Origin of the sequence: Eubacterium sp. 3_1_31 (assembly GCF_964249515.1) — a bacterium.
GTDB classification, from domain to species: Bacteria; Bacillota_I; Bacilli_A; order Erysipelotrichales; family Erysipelotrichaceae; genus Longicatena; species Longicatena caecimuris.
Genome location: NZ_CAXUBY010000060.1, coordinates 1 through 14,633, shown reverse-complemented (window position 1 = coordinate 14,633; position 14,633 = coordinate 1). Strand labels below are relative to the sequence as shown.

General features: G+C 39.1%; 16 protein-coding genes. 3 read left to right on the top strand and 13 right to left on the bottom strand.

Annotated features, from left to right (window positions below; all coding sequences use genetic code 11):
- On the top strand, nucleotides 1–310 hold a 310-nt coding region (locus ACESSZ_RS15260; RefSeq protein ID WP_499842879.1), incomplete at its 5' end, for a transposase.
- Nucleotides 311–486: 176 nt separating this feature from the next.
- Here ACESSZ_RS15260 and ACESSZ_RS15255 read toward each other — a convergent pair.
- From ACESSZ_RS15255 to ACESSZ_RS15240, 4 genes are all read right to left on the bottom strand, one after another.
- Nucleotides 487–1,920, bottom strand: coding sequence for a glycoside hydrolase family 1 protein (locus tag ACESSZ_RS15255; RefSeq protein WP_008689836.1), 1,434 nt, complete (start codon nucleotides 1,918–1,920; stop codon nucleotides 487–489).
- Nucleotide 1,921: 1 nt separating this feature from the next.
- Nucleotides 1,922–2,251 (bottom strand): PTS lactose/cellobiose transporter subunit IIA, encoded by a 330-nt coding sequence (locus ACESSZ_RS15250; RefSeq protein ID WP_008689837.1) that lies wholly within the window; start codon nucleotides 2,249–2,251, stop codon nucleotides 1,922–1,924.
- A gap of 15 nt (nucleotides 2,252–2,266) precedes the next feature.
- Nucleotides 2,267–3,556, bottom strand: coding sequence for a PTS sugar transporter subunit IIC (locus ACESSZ_RS15245; protein WP_008689838.1), 1,290 nt, complete (start codon nucleotides 3,554–3,556; stop codon nucleotides 2,267–2,269).
- A gap of 177 nt (nucleotides 3,557–3,733) precedes the next feature.
- Nucleotides 3,734–4,060 carry a PTS sugar transporter subunit IIB gene (locus ACESSZ_RS15240; protein ID WP_008689839.1) on the bottom strand — a complete coding sequence of 109 codons (327 nt, stop codon included), beginning with the start codon at nucleotides 4,058–4,060 and terminating at the stop codon, nucleotides 3,734–3,736.
- Nucleotides 4,061–4,387: 327 nt separating this feature from the next.
- On the opposite strand from ACESSZ_RS15240, the gene ACESSZ_RS15235 reads away from it, so the two are divergent.
- Nucleotides 4,388–6,307 carry a BglG family transcription antiterminator gene (locus ACESSZ_RS15235; protein WP_017144564.1) on the top strand — a complete coding sequence of 640 codons (1,920 nt, stop codon included), beginning with the start codon at nucleotides 4,388–4,390 and terminating at the stop codon, nucleotides 6,305–6,307.
- Between the two features lie 97 nt (nucleotides 6,308–6,404).
- Nucleotides 6,405–6,776 carry a hypothetical protein gene (locus ACESSZ_RS15230; protein ID WP_008689843.1) on the top strand — a complete coding sequence of 124 codons (372 nt, stop codon included), beginning with the start codon at nucleotides 6,405–6,407 and terminating at the stop codon, nucleotides 6,774–6,776.
- A gap of 283 nt (nucleotides 6,777–7,059) precedes the next feature.
- On the opposite strand, the gene ACESSZ_RS15225 is transcribed toward ACESSZ_RS15230, so the two are convergent.
- From ACESSZ_RS15225 to tsaE, 9 genes are all read right to left on the bottom strand, one after another.
- Nucleotides 7,060–7,647, bottom strand: a complete 588-nt coding sequence (locus ACESSZ_RS15225; protein ID WP_008689845.1) for a GNAT family N-acetyltransferase — start codon at nucleotides 7,645–7,647, stop codon at nucleotides 7,060–7,062.
- Nucleotides 7,648–7,727: 80 nt separating this feature from the next.
- On the bottom strand, nucleotides 7,728–9,113 hold the full coding sequence (gene asnS, locus ACESSZ_RS15220) for an asparagine--tRNA ligase (protein WP_008689848.1): 1,386 nt from the start codon (nucleotides 9,111–9,113) through the stop codon (nucleotides 7,728–7,730).
- 265 nt (nucleotides 9,114–9,378) lie between these two features.
- Complete coding sequence (locus tag ACESSZ_RS15215; protein WP_008689858.1) at nucleotides 9,379–10,008, bottom strand: redox-sensing transcriptional repressor Rex; 630 nt, start codon at nucleotides 10,006–10,008, stop codon at nucleotides 9,379–9,381.
- 142 nt (nucleotides 10,009–10,150) lie between these two features.
- Nucleotides 10,151–10,672, bottom strand: a complete 522-nt coding sequence (locus ACESSZ_RS15210; protein ID WP_008689862.1) for an NUDIX hydrolase — start codon at nucleotides 10,670–10,672, stop codon at nucleotides 10,151–10,153.
- A gap of 161 nt (nucleotides 10,673–10,833) precedes the next feature.
- Nucleotides 10,834–11,322 carry an NUDIX hydrolase gene (locus tag ACESSZ_RS15205; protein WP_008689864.1) on the bottom strand — a complete coding sequence of 163 codons (489 nt, stop codon included), beginning with the start codon at nucleotides 11,320–11,322 and terminating at the stop codon, nucleotides 10,834–10,836.
- 338 nt (nucleotides 11,323–11,660) lie between these two features.
- Nucleotides 11,661–12,674, bottom strand: a complete 1,014-nt coding sequence (gene tsaD, locus ACESSZ_RS15200) for a tRNA (adenosine(37)-N6)-threonylcarbamoyltransferase complex transferase subunit TsaD (protein WP_008689867.1) — start codon at nucleotides 12,672–12,674, stop codon at nucleotides 11,661–11,663.
- Entirely contained in the window at nucleotides 12,671–13,120 is a 450-nt protein-coding gene (gene rimI, locus ACESSZ_RS15195) for a ribosomal protein S18-alanine N-acetyltransferase (RefSeq protein ID WP_017144563.1), read from the bottom strand. Before rimI ends, tsaD begins: the two co-directional genes overlap by 4 nt.
- Nucleotide 13,121: 1 nt before the next feature.
- The gene (tsaB, locus tag ACESSZ_RS15190) at nucleotides 13,122–13,724 is read right to left on the bottom strand and encodes a tRNA (adenosine(37)-N6)-threonylcarbamoyltransferase complex dimerization subunit type 1 TsaB (protein ID WP_008689871.1); all 603 of its coding nucleotides are present in this window, start codon (nucleotides 13,722–13,724) and stop codon (nucleotides 13,122–13,124) included.
- Nucleotides 13,721–14,167, bottom strand: coding sequence for a tRNA (adenosine(37)-N6)-threonylcarbamoyltransferase complex ATPase subunit type 1 TsaE (tsaE, locus tag ACESSZ_RS15185; RefSeq protein ID WP_117548287.1), 447 nt, complete (start codon nucleotides 14,165–14,167; stop codon nucleotides 13,721–13,723). The genes tsaB and tsaE overlap by 4 nt, the downstream gene beginning before the upstream one ends.
- Nucleotides 14,168–14,633 lie beyond the last annotated feature (466 nt).

Genomic DNA, 14,633 nt, shown 5'->3' with positions numbered 1-14,633 from the left:
CTCAAAATTTAGTAATCCTAAACAGCTTTGCGCTTTTTGTGGAGTAGAGCCTGCCATTTACCAATCTGGAACATCTTTTCATAATGGCAGAATGGTAAAGCATGGCTCCTCTGAATTACGTTATGTCCTTTTTAATGCAGTTCCTTATTTAGTTATTCATAACATAACTTTTCGTGAATTCTTTTATAAGAAACTTCATGAAGGAAAGAATTACCGCGTAGCACAATCACATGTCGTTAAGAAACTATTACGTATGATTTATCATTTAGAACTTACTGGAGAATCATTCGACCCAACCCTTCTTTACTAGTCAATTTTATCTAATTTTCAAAGATCAATTTTTGTGCTCTTACCAGCACTTGTTTTTGTCATGCTTTTTTAATCTTTTTCAAAAAGGCTTGACTTCTTAATAGCTAGCTCCTTGTCACATATTGTTCATACTATGTTCATGTTGAAGCAAAGGGACGATTGTATGCGTCCCTTTCTTTACAAATCTTCTCCATTTGTCATTATGACATGTTGATACCAATAGAAAGAATCTTTACGCAGTCGTTTCCCACTGCCATGTCCACGATCATCCAAATCGACATAAATGTATCCATAGCGTTTACTCATTTCCCCTTGCGAACAACTGATGATGTCAATAGGTCCCCAAGATGCATAGCCAAACACCTGTACGCCATCCTTAATGGCTTCTTTCATCGCCGCAATATGTGCCTGTAAATAGGCGATACGATAAGGATCATGAACCTTTCCATCAACGACCTCATCTAATGCACCCAGTCCATTTTCAGCGATAAAAATTGGTATTTGATAACGATCCCAATACAAATTTAATGAGTTGCGAAATCCTAATGGATCCACTGCCCAGCCCCAGATAGATTTTTCTAAGTAGGGGTTCTCTTTAGGATGGGTAGGATCTTTGGCCTTGGTGATGCGGGTAAAGTAATACGAAAATGATAGAAAATCTGCGGTATTCTCTTTTAACAGCTGTTCTTCCTCTTCTTTGATCATCACATGGATATCATGATCGTAAAAATAGCGCAACGCATAACCCGGATATTCTCCGCGTAATAAGACATCGGAATAAAAGTATAAACTCATCTGCATCTGCTGGGTGTTGGCAAAGACATCCTCTGGTTTACAGCTTGCCGGATATAAGGCATCATCCCCCAACATCATTCCAATCTGCAAGGAAGGATCAAGGGCGTGGGCAAGTTGTGTGGCTTTAGCACATGCCACAAACTGATGGTGCGTTGCCTGATATTTGGCACTTTCCCAATCTTCATAACCATCCTGCACCATTCCCAAACTGGCAAACTCTCCCCAGCCCTGTAAAGAGTTGATCTGGTTCAATAGGATCCAATAACGTACTTTATTATGATAGCGTTCAAATAGCACGTTACAATATTTCACAAAGAAATCAATCATTTCAGGGGCATACCAACCCTTATACTTGGTAATCAGATGAATAGGCATTTCATAATGTGAAACCGTCATGATTGGTTCTATACCATTTTTCAGCATCTCATCCAGCAAATCATCATAAAACTTTAAACCTTCTTCATTTGGCTGTTCTTCATCTCCGTGTGGAAAGATGCGTGTCCAGTTAAAGGATGTTCGAAAACAGGTAAACCCCATTTCTTTCATCAATGCCAGATCTTCTTTATACGTATGATAAAAGTCAATGCCATGCCGGCGTGGATAATAGCCTTTGGTATCCGCTAATGCTTCTTCTATCTGTTTGGCAGTATGAGCAAATCCGACTACCTTATGGCGATCATACTGCTCTGGAAGGATTTCAATATCCGCCATAGAGGGTCCTTTCCCATCAATGTTCCAAGCGCCTTCTGCTTGATTGGCCGCAATGGCACCACCCCATAAAAAGTCTTTCGGAAATCCTGTAATTTTACGTTTCATCTTATTTCTCCAACTTACGATACAGACGAATCATGCTTTGTACCAGATTTACTTCACTGTTGATAGTCATCAGCGTATCCTGTGCATGGGTGAATAATAAGGTTGTCTGCAGCTCTTCTTCATTGATTGAGCTTTGTATCATATCCGTTTGAATAACATGTGCTTTCGTGATTTCTTTCTTTGCCTGCGTGATCTTGTCTTTTACTTCTTCTTCACTTTTATCATCTAACAGATCATTGATTGCTTCATTGAGCAAATTCCGACAATCACCGGCATGCAGAATGATCTGCATCGCAGCACTATTTAATTGTTCAATCGTTGTTTTATCCATAATAAACCTTCCTTCTTATGCATTGTTTGTTTCCTGTCTTGCGTTTTTACGTGCTGCTAATTTTGCTTTTTGTGCTTCATCCTCTGCTTCTTTCTGTACACATTGCTTATCGTATACCTTAAAGAATGGATAATAGATGATCCAGGATAAGACGAAAATAAATAAGGTAAAGATCAATCCAACCATACCTCCTACAGCATAGGAACAAATAGGTCCAGGCAAATACCAGAAGGAGAATAAAGTCGTTACTTTAGGCAATAAATCAAAATATAAGGCAAACCAGGTCAAGGCCGGTGCTAGTAAACCAATGATCCACATCGGTACCATCAGAATCGGGTTAAAGGCGATTGGTGCACCAAATACCAATGGTTCATTGATGTTACATAAGTTTGGTACCAGACTGGCTTTTCCGATGACCTTACACTTTTTCGATTTTGCCATAAACAACATCATAAGACCTAAAGCCAAGGTACAGCCGCCTCCACCAAGCGTAAAATAATAAGATACTCCATCCGCATTGATAACACTGGCAGCATTTCCGGCTGCTACCGCTGCCTGATTCGCCGCAATTCCTTGCAGGATCAATGCCGACTCAATCGGATAAATGACCCAGGTAGAAATACCAAACGTGTATAAGAAGGTATATCCAACAAAGTATAAGACTACAAAACCAAGGAAACTGTCACCGGCTTTTAAGATTGGTGAGAATAATGTATAAATGCAATCAAAGATACTGATATGGAGCTGGAAAGTAAAGAGCCAGCCAACAAATAAAATCATCAGTATCGGAATTAATGTATCAAACCATACGGTGATAAAATCTGGAATAGCGCTGTCTTCCTTAAAGAAGGAATGAGTAGAAAAAGCATTCATCACAAAACCGACAAACAAGCCGGCAATCAATGCTGCAATCATACCGCCATTTCCTAAAGTAGAACTTTGAAACAAAATATTTCCTGCCTCATCAAAGGTTGGAGATACTAACATCAAAAAGAATCCGATACCAGCCAATCCTGCTTCTTTTTTCGTTTTATTATGGCGTTTCTTTTCCATCAGCAGATATGGTACTAAATATGCTAAGTATAAGGATAATAAGCCCAGGGAAAAAGTAGAAAGTGGGCTAAAATCCGGAAATCCTTCAATCAAGCCGCCAAAAGCGGTCAATACGGTCGTAAATGAACCAATAAAAATCATAGGCATCGCAGTCAGGATAGCCTCCTGGACAGAGGCAATCCACGGATTTCTTGCGAGCTTATTCATTCTCGGTGCGAATTTATCTGTCATCCAATCCATGAATTTTTTCATATGTTTTCTCCTCGTGATTCTATTTCTTAATCACCTTTTACAAAATAACCGCTTGCTTAATTTAACATGCTATGGCAATCTTATCCAATGTATATAGTTCATCAGGGAATTATTTCTAACGTATCTGCTCATAAACATTCCTACGATACCATCGTTTATTAAGCAAGCATTCTACCATTAACGTTCATGCGTTTTCTCATCTTTTAGAAAAGGTAAAGCAAAATCAAGAACGGCATCGCCATCCAATTCCCCATATGCATCTTTGGGGATAATCTGAACAGGAACACCAAATGGATCTGCAATATCCTCTAAATCATGCAGCATGTAGCTAAGATGTGGTCCTACCAACAATAGATCAATATCTTCAATATAATCCTCTACAACAGAGTCACTTCTAGCTTTTACGCCAATTTCAATATTGCGAGCTTTCGCTGCCTGGCGAATGTTTTTGGCCATGAAACCGCTGCTCGCACCGGTGCCACAAACTAATAAAATGTTCTTCATGATCTTCTCCTTTATAATTATGAATGATTTTTATCTGGATTGGTGTTATGATATAAGAGAGATGTATCAAAGTATTCCCGTACTTGTCTGAAGTCATATTCAGCGACGATATATCTCTTTTTCATATTTGCCAATCACATAACTGTCCTCCTTTCCTTATCACACCCTCAGTATAGCGAACACAGTATAACAAGACAAATCAGAAAAGTTCCGTGCAGTAGGAACTTTTTTAATTTGAGCAAAGATTACTTATACTTTATACTTATCGTGTACATATATAATGATGAAGAGTATCTGGGGGCCTTGCATAGGAGAGTGAATAGACATATGAAGGATAATATCTCAATCTTGTTAGACTATCTCTGGCACCATTATGAACATTGGGTAGCTGCCGGTGAGCTATCTTCACTGCTTCATGTTTCCACACGTCAGATACGTAAATATGTCAGTTCACTAAATGAGAATGAAACAAGTCCTTTAGTAATATCATCAAATAAAGGGTATCGATTAAACAGTGCTCAGCAATATTTAGCTTATCGGGAAAAAGGAAGTCAAAATGTGGAAACCCCGCAAACACGGCAAAATCTGATCATTCAAAAACTTATTTCTTCACAAGATGGTATTGATCTATTTGATCTAGCGGATGAATTATTTGTAAGTGAGTCTACGATTGAAAATGATATTCGCAGTATCCGTAAGATTGTTTCTAGCTGTAATGTAACCATACGCAGAGATCATGATTTGTTATATTTAGAAGGCAGTGAAAAAGATAAACGGCGATTAATGAGCCGCTTAATTTCCAGTGATACGTATGATAATTTTGTCTTAAAAGATGAAGTGCGTTTATTGACTTATCATTATCATTTTTGGGATTTCCGTAAAAATCTTGCCGATATTTTTTCACGCAATAATGTATTTGCGAATGATTATACACTAAATAATACGGCATTGCATCTTATTGTCATGATTGATCGTATCCGTAATGCCTGTGAGTTAAATGATCAAGTCGATTTCACACCGTTTCTTGATTCACAACAATATCTTGTGGCACAGGAAATAAAACAGTATATTGAGAAAAACTATCAAATCCATATGAATGATGCTGAAGTTTATAATTTGACGCTTATTATCTCGAACAATACAACGATGATTGATTATTCTTTTATTAATGGCTCTAATATTTCATCTTTTATTGAACAGAAATATATTGATATCGCCCATGCCGTGATTCACAATGTTGAAGAGCGCTATTTACTGGATGCCTTTGATGAAGAATTTATTGCGAAATTCACCATCCATGTTAAGAATCTGTTTAATCGTGTTGCACATAACTATTATGCCAAAAATCCATTGACCGCTAAGATCAAGGCAACGTATCCCTTGATTTATGATATTGCCGTTTATATTGCCCAACAGTTTAAAGAAAATTATGATGTAGTGTTGAATGAGGATGAAATTACCTTTATTTCTTTTCACATCGGCAGTTACTTTGAAAACAATGTGCAATCAAAAAACAAGTTAACGATTCTCTTTTTATATGCCGATTATTACAGCATTCATCAACATACCTTAGAGAAGATCAGCCGTCATTTTGAAGATAAGATAACGATAAAATATGCCGTTTCTATGCCTTCCTATCAGCCCAACATGCTGCATGCAGATTTGATTATTTCAACAGTAGAGGCAAGATTTCCTCAGCCATATGTGTTAATTCATCCATTTCTTACAAATAAAGATATGGCCTTATTGGAAACTACCATTTCTAAGATGTTATCCGAAAAAAACAAACAGAAGCTGAAAGATTTTCTATTTGATTTATTTGATCCTCGCTTATTTTATACGGATGTTCACTTAGATCGTACCCAGCTCATTCAAAAGCTTTGTAACGATGCGATTGCACTGGATTATGCCGAAGCTTCCTTTACACAGGATGTCTTTGCTCGTGAGCATATGTCAAGCACCGCCTTTGAGGACGCTGCCGTTCCTCATTCACTTGGTGATAACGCTAAAAAAAGCTTTATAAGTGTCGTCCTTTGTCCAGATGGTATGCAATGGGGAGTGCATGAGGTGCATATTGTCACCTTACTAGGCGTACATGATGACAGCAGACAAATATTTGCCCAGATCTTTGATCAGTTGATTGAGATTCTTAGTGAACCGGCTTTTTTAAAAGATCTCATCAACTGTCAAGATTATCAAACATTCATTCGCAAGTTAACTGCTTATATGAATGAGGTCAGTGAATAGAAAAAGCAGTTGCTATTCTAACAATCGTTTGTTACCCTTGTGTTATCGCTTTTCTGATGTCATACTATATCTATATAATTGATAAAGGAGTTATCTTATGAACATCTATGAATTTTGGAAAGCCGTCCTAAAACAGGATGAGCAGGAAATCAGAAACTATTTTCATCAGGATGCGAGGATTTGTTGGCATTGTACCAATGAACTATTTACGCTTGATGAATATATTATTGCGAATTGCGAATATCCGGGAGATTGGGATGGGGTCGTAGAAAGAGTAGAGTTACTTGATGATTTGATCATTAGTGTTACACTTGTTTATCCAAAAGATCAAACTGCTTCCTATCATGTTGTTTCCTTTCTGAAGCTACAACAGGATAAAATTATTTCTTTGGATGAATATTGGGCAGATGATGGCAGTGCGCCGCAATGGCGATTGGACAAGCATATCGGAAAGCCTATCAAAGAATAATTTTTAAAGAAATTGGATAAACGTATTGGTAACGCGAAGAAAGGATACCTTTAAAAAGCTGGACTAACCTATTAAAAAACTCATGAAAGAATAACTTTTGACAAATTGGGCTAACATATTGGAAACCCCATGAAAGAATCACCTTTTAAAAAGGAAAGGCACAAAACCCCAAACAGATAAAAAGCAGCTACAGGAAGGATGCAACCTTCATTCGTTAGATTTTAAGTCTAACTTTTGGAGGTCACATTAGAAATCATTCCATGCAAGCTGCTCTTTTTATGATTTATTTTATAGGCTCATTGTCTTTGTTTAAAAGTTCGCTTAGATTCTTTGGCAATTGTTCAATGAAGGATGCCAATGGCACGATTGGTTGAGGTACACCTGGTGAAAGTAATTCTTTATCCATCCAAACAACATCCAACCACTTGTCAAATTTATAGCCGGTATGAGGAAATCTAGCCACTAATTGAAATCCTAACCGCTCATGCATACGCTCACTTTTCGGATTGGGAGAAGTGATACAGGCATATGCATGATGTACCTGCTGTTTCTTTAATAAAATAAATAATACTTTATACAGCATACTGCCAATACCTTTTCCATGAACATCCTTATTGACATATACGCTTAATTCCACATCCCATTGATAAGCCGCACGCTCCTTATAACGATGCGCATAAGCATAGCCTAAAATATTTCCTTCCTCTTCATAGACCAGATATGGATATACCTGTTGTATCACTTCCATACGTTGTTCAAATTCCGTAAGGGAAGGCACTTCATATTCAAAAGTTGCACTATCATGCAATACATATTCAGCATAAATTGCTAATATGCTTGCGGCATCCTGTTTTGTTGCTAAACGTATCATATTCTGTTCCTTTCTTACCCCTTTGTATCATCTATTGTAAAAGAAGACCTTCACATACCCTGTGAAAGTCTATTCTACGATTAGAAAATCAAATTTCTTGGTGTACGTGGGAATGGCTCAACATCACGAATATTCTGCATGCCTGTTAAATACATCAGCATACGGTCAAAGCCTAAGCCAAAGCCGGCATGTTTACAACCGCCATAACGACGCAAGTCCATATACCATTGTAAGCTGTCAGTTTCCATACCCATTTCTTTCATACGCGCTTCTAGCACATCATAACGCTCTTCACGCTGACTTCCGCCAACCAATTCGCCAACGCCTGGCACTAACAAATCACATGCCGCAACCGTCTTATTATCTTCATTGACACGCATATAGAAGGCTTTGATATCCTTTGGATAATCAATCAAGAAGACCGGGCCATTGACTACTTTCTCACATAAGTAGCGTTCATGCTCACTCTGCAGATCCATGCCCCATTCGATTTTGTTATTTTCAAACTTCACATCGGCTTTCTTTAAAAGCTCAATCGCCTCCGTATAAGTCATACGCTTAAATTCACTGTTACGTACCTTGGTGATACGTTCAATGCATTCCTTATCAATCATGCTGTTAAAGAATTTCATTTCTTCCGGTGCATTTTCCAAGACATAATCAATACAATATTTCACCATATCTTCAATAAGATCCATATCATCCTCTAAGTCCGCAAAGGCAATTTCCGGTTCAATCATCCAGAATTCACTGGCATGACGTGTCGTATTTGAGTTTTCGGCACGGAAAGTTGGTCCAAAGGTATACACATCTCGAAAAGCCATCGCAAAGGATTCTACATGCAATTGTCCGGATACCGTTAAAGAAGCGTGTTTCCCAAAGAAATCTTCTTCATACTTTTGATCTTCACGTGTGGTAACTGTAAAGGTTTCTCCCGCACCTTCTGCATCATTGCCGGTAATGACTGGCGTATGTACATAGACAAAGCCCTGGTTCTGGAAGAACTCATGGATGGCCATGGACAATACAGAACGCAGACGGAAAATGGCATAGAAGGAATTCGCACGAGGACGCAAGTGTGGTATCTCACGCATATACTCAAAGCTGTGACGTTTCTTCTGCAATGGATAATCACGATCACAATCACCTTCCAAAACAGCCTCTGTTACTACAATTTCAAATGGCTGTTTACCATCTGGTGTTAATTTTAATTTCCCGGTTACGGTAATAGCTGCGCCGGTAGGATATTTCTCTACTTCCGCGAAGTTTTTCAATTCCTGCATATAAACTAATTGTGCATTGCGGAAATACGTACCATCATTTAATTCGATAAAGCCTAATTTACCGCTGCAGCGATTTGTACGTATCCAACCTTGCAGCTGTACATATTCCAAGCTGTCTAGTTCTACATGAGATGCGCTTAATACGATTTCATATAGTTCGCGAATGGTCATAAATTCAAACATTTCATTTCCTCCTTTTATTCATTAAGGGAACAAAAAAAACGTTCCCTTTCAGGAACGTAAGTTAGTTACGCGGTGCCATCCTGATTCCTGTCAGAAATACCTCTGCTGACAGACATCTTGCTTATCGGATCTTAACGCCATCCTTTCGCGGAATCGTCTACTCTATTCTCCGATTCAACTCCACAGGTGTTCTCCGCTTGCTCGTATGCCTCCGGCTTCCACCATCCCGGATTCGCTATGCATCGTTAGCAGGCATCGTCCTGTTTCAACGTTCTACATTTAAACTGTTTGTTTCAAAAACAAGTTCCTGTATAGATGATACCACATCTACGCTCTTTAATACAACCCCTTTTGGAATTTGTATATGCACATGGGTAAAATCGACCAAACCTGTGATGCCACAGGCAATTAAACGATCTACCGTCTGCTGAATATTTTCACTGATGGCTAAGATGGCGATACGGCAGCCATCCGGAATGCGTTGTTCCAGCTCACTGATATCATATACCGGAATACCGAAACGCACACCCTGGCGATCAGGATTAATATCAAATGCACAGGCAATCTCACCTACAACATAATCCCATTTATTATACTTCATCAAAGCGCGGCCCATATTACCTGCCCCCACCAAAATGATCTTCTCATCGAAATCCATGCCAAGCTGCTGGTTGAATATTTCAATCAGTTTATTGACATCATAACCATACCCTTGTTTCCCCAGATTTCCCAAAAAGGAAAAATCTCGGCGAATCGTCGTTGGTTCAATATTCACAACACTGGCAAGCTCTTTGGACATGATCCTTTCCACTCCTGAGCTTTTCAGTTTCCGCAGTGCTTTCAGATACACCGGATAGCGCTGCAACGTAGCCTTTGGCACATTTTTCTCTGTCATGTTCATCACCTCTGTTAGTATACCACAAATTTTTTTAATTGTGAAGAATTTGTCATTTTGAACTTTTACGGCTTGTACGTACTGTCATACGTATCTCATAGTGCTAATAAAAAGAAGCAAGAAAACTTAGCTTTCCGATATATTATGATGAACAATGCAAGCCTTGCTGCTTATGCATGTCTAACAATAAAGCAAGCAAATGTGGCTGATATGGGATGAAGATTCCCTGTTTGCACATCAGATGCACAGTTTCTAAATCTGCCCAACAAACACCACTGACCTCCTCCTTTTGCAATGTCAGATCTGCTAATCCTCCGGCATAATCAATGGTAAAGAAATCTACTAAGGAATGTTGTCCATAGCTGCGCAAAACCGGCTTACGTTGTTGAAAATCCATATAAATGCCTAATTCTTCCTGCAACTCGCGCTGTGCACATTGCCGGGCATTTTCTCCACTAACAGCACTTCCGCCTATGCCAAAATCCCAATAGCCGGGAAAGCTTTCTTTTTGATCTGAACGTTTTTGTAACAACAGACGACCATCTTTACCAAGAATCAACAGATGAATGACCAAATGGTAATCTCCTATTGCCATCGCATCTCCACGCTTTACCCTGCGTCCAGTACAAATGCCATCTTGTGTATAGATATCCCAGTATTCCATGATTCTTTCCTCCTAACCTTCTGTGATTGCTTTATTGGCTGCGTGATTGATTATGCGCTTGCTCATCACGTGCTTTTCATGTTTTTAATTATATCTTTTTATTCTTTAAATCATTGATCAAGTGCTTTACAAATGCTTACCCGGTACATTCTCCTTTTTCATCATTCACATTCTTTCGCAAGCCTTGTCACGATGGTTTGTATCCGCTCATCATCCAACTGTTTCAAGGTATCCTTAAAGAAAGCCGGATAGGCATCATAGCTTTGATAGTCATCGATCGGTATCCAAACCGCCTCCTCTAAAGGTGTTTTAAGAAATGGCTTTTTTAAATCCTCTTCATGCACAGGTTCTACCAGATAATAAAAGGATACCTCATGATTATTGCCAAGATCTTCTACATCAAAAAAATTCTCATGGATGCATACCAGTCGTTTAACACGAATAGATAAGCCTATTTCTTCCTTTGTTTCCCTGATGATTGCCTCTTCTGCAGTTTCCTGAAACATGATGGCACCTCCCAGTGAATACATAACTTCTTTACCACCTTCCGCTAATCTACCTTTCATCATCAGCACTTTGCCATCACGAACCAAAATCGCACCTGCTCGTAACCGAAAGGTTCCCTTTTCACTATCATAACAATTATCCATAAGCTCATCTCCTTTTTAGCTATGTTAAATATCCATAGCATCAAAAAACTCATCTAGTCTATCCAAAATACTATTCATTATGCCATTGCTTGCTCTAAAACAATGGATATGAAACACATATATTGAAAAAGAATGTGATACCTTATATATTATATTACTTTATATGAAAGAATGTTCAACTAGTAAATACTATTACAAGATAAATTCATAAAATAATATCCATGCGACTAGAGATTTTCCCATACAAAAACCCCCTTTACTGATTTGTCCACAGTTCAGGGGGTATATCCAATATTCGGTTTATAAACGTTTCCTCAAGACTTTTCCTTCTATGCGTCCTATCTTTCCAATTCCATGCCAGGATCTGCAGTCAAAGCAAAATCTCCACGCTCTCCATGCTGATAAGCGATGGTACCTGCAACACCGATCATTGCTGCATTATCCGTACAACAAGACAACGGCGGTATGATAAAGGTAACCTCTGGATACGCCTTAGCCATATCCTCACTGATCTTCTTACGCAAACAAGAATTCGCCGCAACTCCACCTGCCAACAACATTTGTTTAGGGTGATACAGCTCCAAAGCTTTCCGTGCTCTTTCCAATAACGCCTCAAAAGCCGTTTCCTGATAAGAAGCAGCCAAATCCTCAGGCAGGAATGTTTCATTTTTCCGCTTACAGCGATCAATAAACTGCAAGACACTGCTCTTTAAACCGCTGAAAGAAAAATCCAATTCATTCTCTGTTTTAGGCTTCGCCAATGTATAAATAGCTTTGCCATCCTTTGCTATCTTATCCACATAGACACCACCTGGATAAGGTAAGCCTAATACACGTCCAACCTTATCACCGGCTTCACCAATTGCATCATCTTGCGTTGTGCCTAAAATTTCAAAGCTCCATTCATCCTTCATATAAACAAGTTCCGTATGTCCACCTGATACAACTAAAGCAAGTAAAGGAAATGCAAGCTCGGTAATTAACTGATTCGCATAAATGTGGCCGGCAATATGATGTACGGGAACTAATGGCTTATCATATGCCCAAGCCAAAGTTTTCGCCGCCTGAACACCAACATGCAAAGAACCAACCAATCCCGGTCCCTGTGTAACCGCGATAGCATCCATATCCGCTACATCCATGTTAGCTTTCTTCAAAGCCTCTTCAATAACCATTGAAATATTTTCCACATGAATACGACTGGCAACCTCCGGAATCACACCGCCAAAATCCTTATGAACATCAATCTGCGTCGCCACCACATTTGCCACGATTTCCTTCGCATTCTTAATGATGGCAACCGCTGTTTCATCACAACTTGATTCAATAGCCAATATATACGTGTCTTTCATATACAATTTCCTCCTAACGCCTTTATCAGAAAATCCGCATCCTCACCATTATCCTGATAATAAGCTTTACGGACATTCACTTTGATAAAATCATAGTGCTCATACAATTTATGAGCAGCTTCATTTGAAACGCGTACTTCTAATGAGATAGTTTCACACTGCTCTTGATTTGCTGTTGCAATCATGACATCCATCAGCAAATGCGCATACTGCTGTCCACGATAAGCCGGTGCAACAGCAATCTTCGCCAACTGACATGTTTCAAACGTAATCCAGAAATCAATATAGCCAATGATCCTATCGTCTACTTCTAACACATAAACATGAGCAAACGGATTCTCATGTAATTCATATCGATATTGTTCCTCTTGCCAAGGCAAGGGAAAGCATTCACTATCCAATGCCGCAACCGCTTCAATATCCTCCACTTGCATTTTACGCAGCATACTACTTCACCAAATACGCATCATTTTCTTTTAAATATCGCGGAGTTAAGGTATGTACATTGTCAATGCGACGCGCTAACGGACGCAATGCCTGGAAATTTTCCACAAAATCCACATCTTCGTGAGCAAGATCAATCAATTCCGTTTCTCCTACTACACGAACATCCTTGTCCTTCAGATACGCTTTCACCTCATCCAGCGTCATGATACCCTCATCCAAAAGAAACTTTCCTTCATCCAATAACGCCGTATACGCACGTGAACTACGCGCATCCAGCATTACAAACGTATGTGGATGCATACCTGCATACAACTGCAACGTACTGATGCAATATAAAGGAATATGCTTTCTGGTACATAAAACCTTAGCCACCGTCATCGCAATTCGCACACCGGTATAGCTGCCCGGACCATCCGTTATCACAACTTCATCAATATCATCCGCTTTCCAATGCGCTTCCTCCATTAACGCAATAAGCGCAGGAAATAATGTTTCACTCTGTCGTTTCCAACACTCCTGTGCAAGACTTGCCACCACGTTACCATCTTCCAGTAACACAAAGATCAAATGCTTATGCGCACTGTCCATACATAATGTTTTCATGCTAATGCCCTCTCTATCTCTTCATATGCTTTGCCAATACCCTCAATGATGAACAAACGAACTTCCTCATCAATGCGACGTATTTCGATACGCAAACGTTCTTTCGGCAATTGTTCCTCAATATAATGTGGCCATTCCACTACACAAACGCCATCATCCTCAAAAATTTCCTCAAAGCCCAGATCCTGTGAGATGCCCTCTAAACGATATGCATCAATATGATACAAAGGCATGTTTCCATAATATGTTTTCAAAATGGTAAACGTTGGCGAATTAATGACCTTCTTCACACCTAACGCCTTACCAATAGACTTTGTCAAAGTTGTCTTACCGGCGCCTAAATCGCCACTCAATGTTAATAATGAACCAGGATGCAGCAAATGCCCGATTTTTTCCCCAAGCTGTGCTGTTTCCGCTAATGAATGCACGGTAATTTCTATCATACTACTACCTCCATCTATTTTATTACAGTTATCCACCATAGATACTGTAGGTTTCTCAACCGTATCATTATAGCATATCTTTTCTGCTTAGCTATAGAATTTTGCCACAAGAATAGAAAAGTCCCGCAACTTTCAAGTTTCCTTCTCCAAAATCATAAACAAATACAGCTATATTGTTGATGCAGGTGGTACACGGAAAAGATGGTTGGAAATAAAAAGGGTGTATGAACCCTATGGAAAATAAATGATTTAAAAGCATGGAAAACGCAATTTCAACTTATAAACTACTATATAGATACTAGGTAACTACTAGATAACTATTAGAAATCACTCTATTTGCTATGAAGCCTGTCCATAAGGAATGTGTTTGCCTTTCTATCTCTATATAGAAAAAACCTGTCCTTCTCAGAACAGGTCTTCCTACCTGGCAACGTGCTATCTTTACTGGAGCTCGTCCAGCTATTGT

Bases quoted from the DNA above. Each gene is read 5' to 3' on its own strand.
- ACESSZ_RS15255 (WP_008689836.1), bottom strand. From the start codon at position 1,920: ATGAAACGTAAAATTACAGGATTTCCGAAAGACTTTTTATGGGGTGGT.
- ACESSZ_RS15250 (WP_008689837.1), bottom strand. From the start codon at position 2,251: ATGGATAAAACAACGATTGAACAATTAAATAGTGCTGCGATGCAGATC.
- ACESSZ_RS15245 (WP_008689838.1), bottom strand. From the start codon at position 3,556: ATGAAAAAATTCATGGATTGGATGACAGATAAATTCGCACCGAGAATG.
- ACESSZ_RS15240 (WP_008689839.1), bottom strand. From the start codon at position 4,060: ATGAAGAACATTTTATTAGTTTGTGGCACCGGTGCGAGCAGCGGTTTC.
- ACESSZ_RS15235 (WP_017144564.1), top strand. From the start codon at position 4,388: ATGAAGGATAATATCTCAATCTTGTTAGACTATCTCTGGCACCATTAT.
- ACESSZ_RS15230 (WP_008689843.1), top strand. From the start codon at position 6,405: ATGAACATCTATGAATTTTGGAAAGCCGTCCTAAAACAGGATGAGCAG.
- ACESSZ_RS15225 (WP_008689845.1), bottom strand. From the start codon at position 7,647: ATGATACGTTTAGCAACAAAACAGGATGCCGCAAGCATATTAGCAATT.
- asnS (WP_008689848.1), bottom strand. From the start codon at position 9,113: ATGTTTGAATTTATGACCATTCGCGAACTATATGAAATCGTATTAAGC.
- ACESSZ_RS15215 (WP_008689858.1), bottom strand. From the start codon at position 10,008: ATGACAGAGAAAAATGTGCCAAAGGCTACGTTGCAGCGCTATCCGGTG.
- ACESSZ_RS15210 (WP_008689862.1), bottom strand. From the start codon at position 10,672: ATGGAATACTGGGATATCTATACACAAGATGGCATTTGTACTGGACGC.
- ACESSZ_RS15205 (WP_008689864.1), bottom strand. From the start codon at position 11,322: ATGGATAATTGTTATGATAGTGAAAAGGGAACCTTTCGGTTACGAGCA.
- tsaD (WP_008689867.1), bottom strand. From the start codon at position 12,674: ATGAAAGACACGTATATATTGGCTATTGAATCAAGTTGTGATGAAACA.
- rimI (WP_017144563.1), bottom strand. From the start codon at position 13,120: ATGCTGCGTAAAATGCAAGTGGAGGATATTGAAGCGGTTGCGGCATTG.
- tsaB (WP_008689871.1), bottom strand. From the start codon at position 13,724: ATGAAAACATTATGTATGGACAGTGCGCATAAGCATTTGATCTTTGTG.
- tsaE (WP_117548287.1), bottom strand. From the start codon at position 14,167: ATGATAGAAATTACCGTGCATTCATTAGCGGAAACAGCACAGCTTGGG.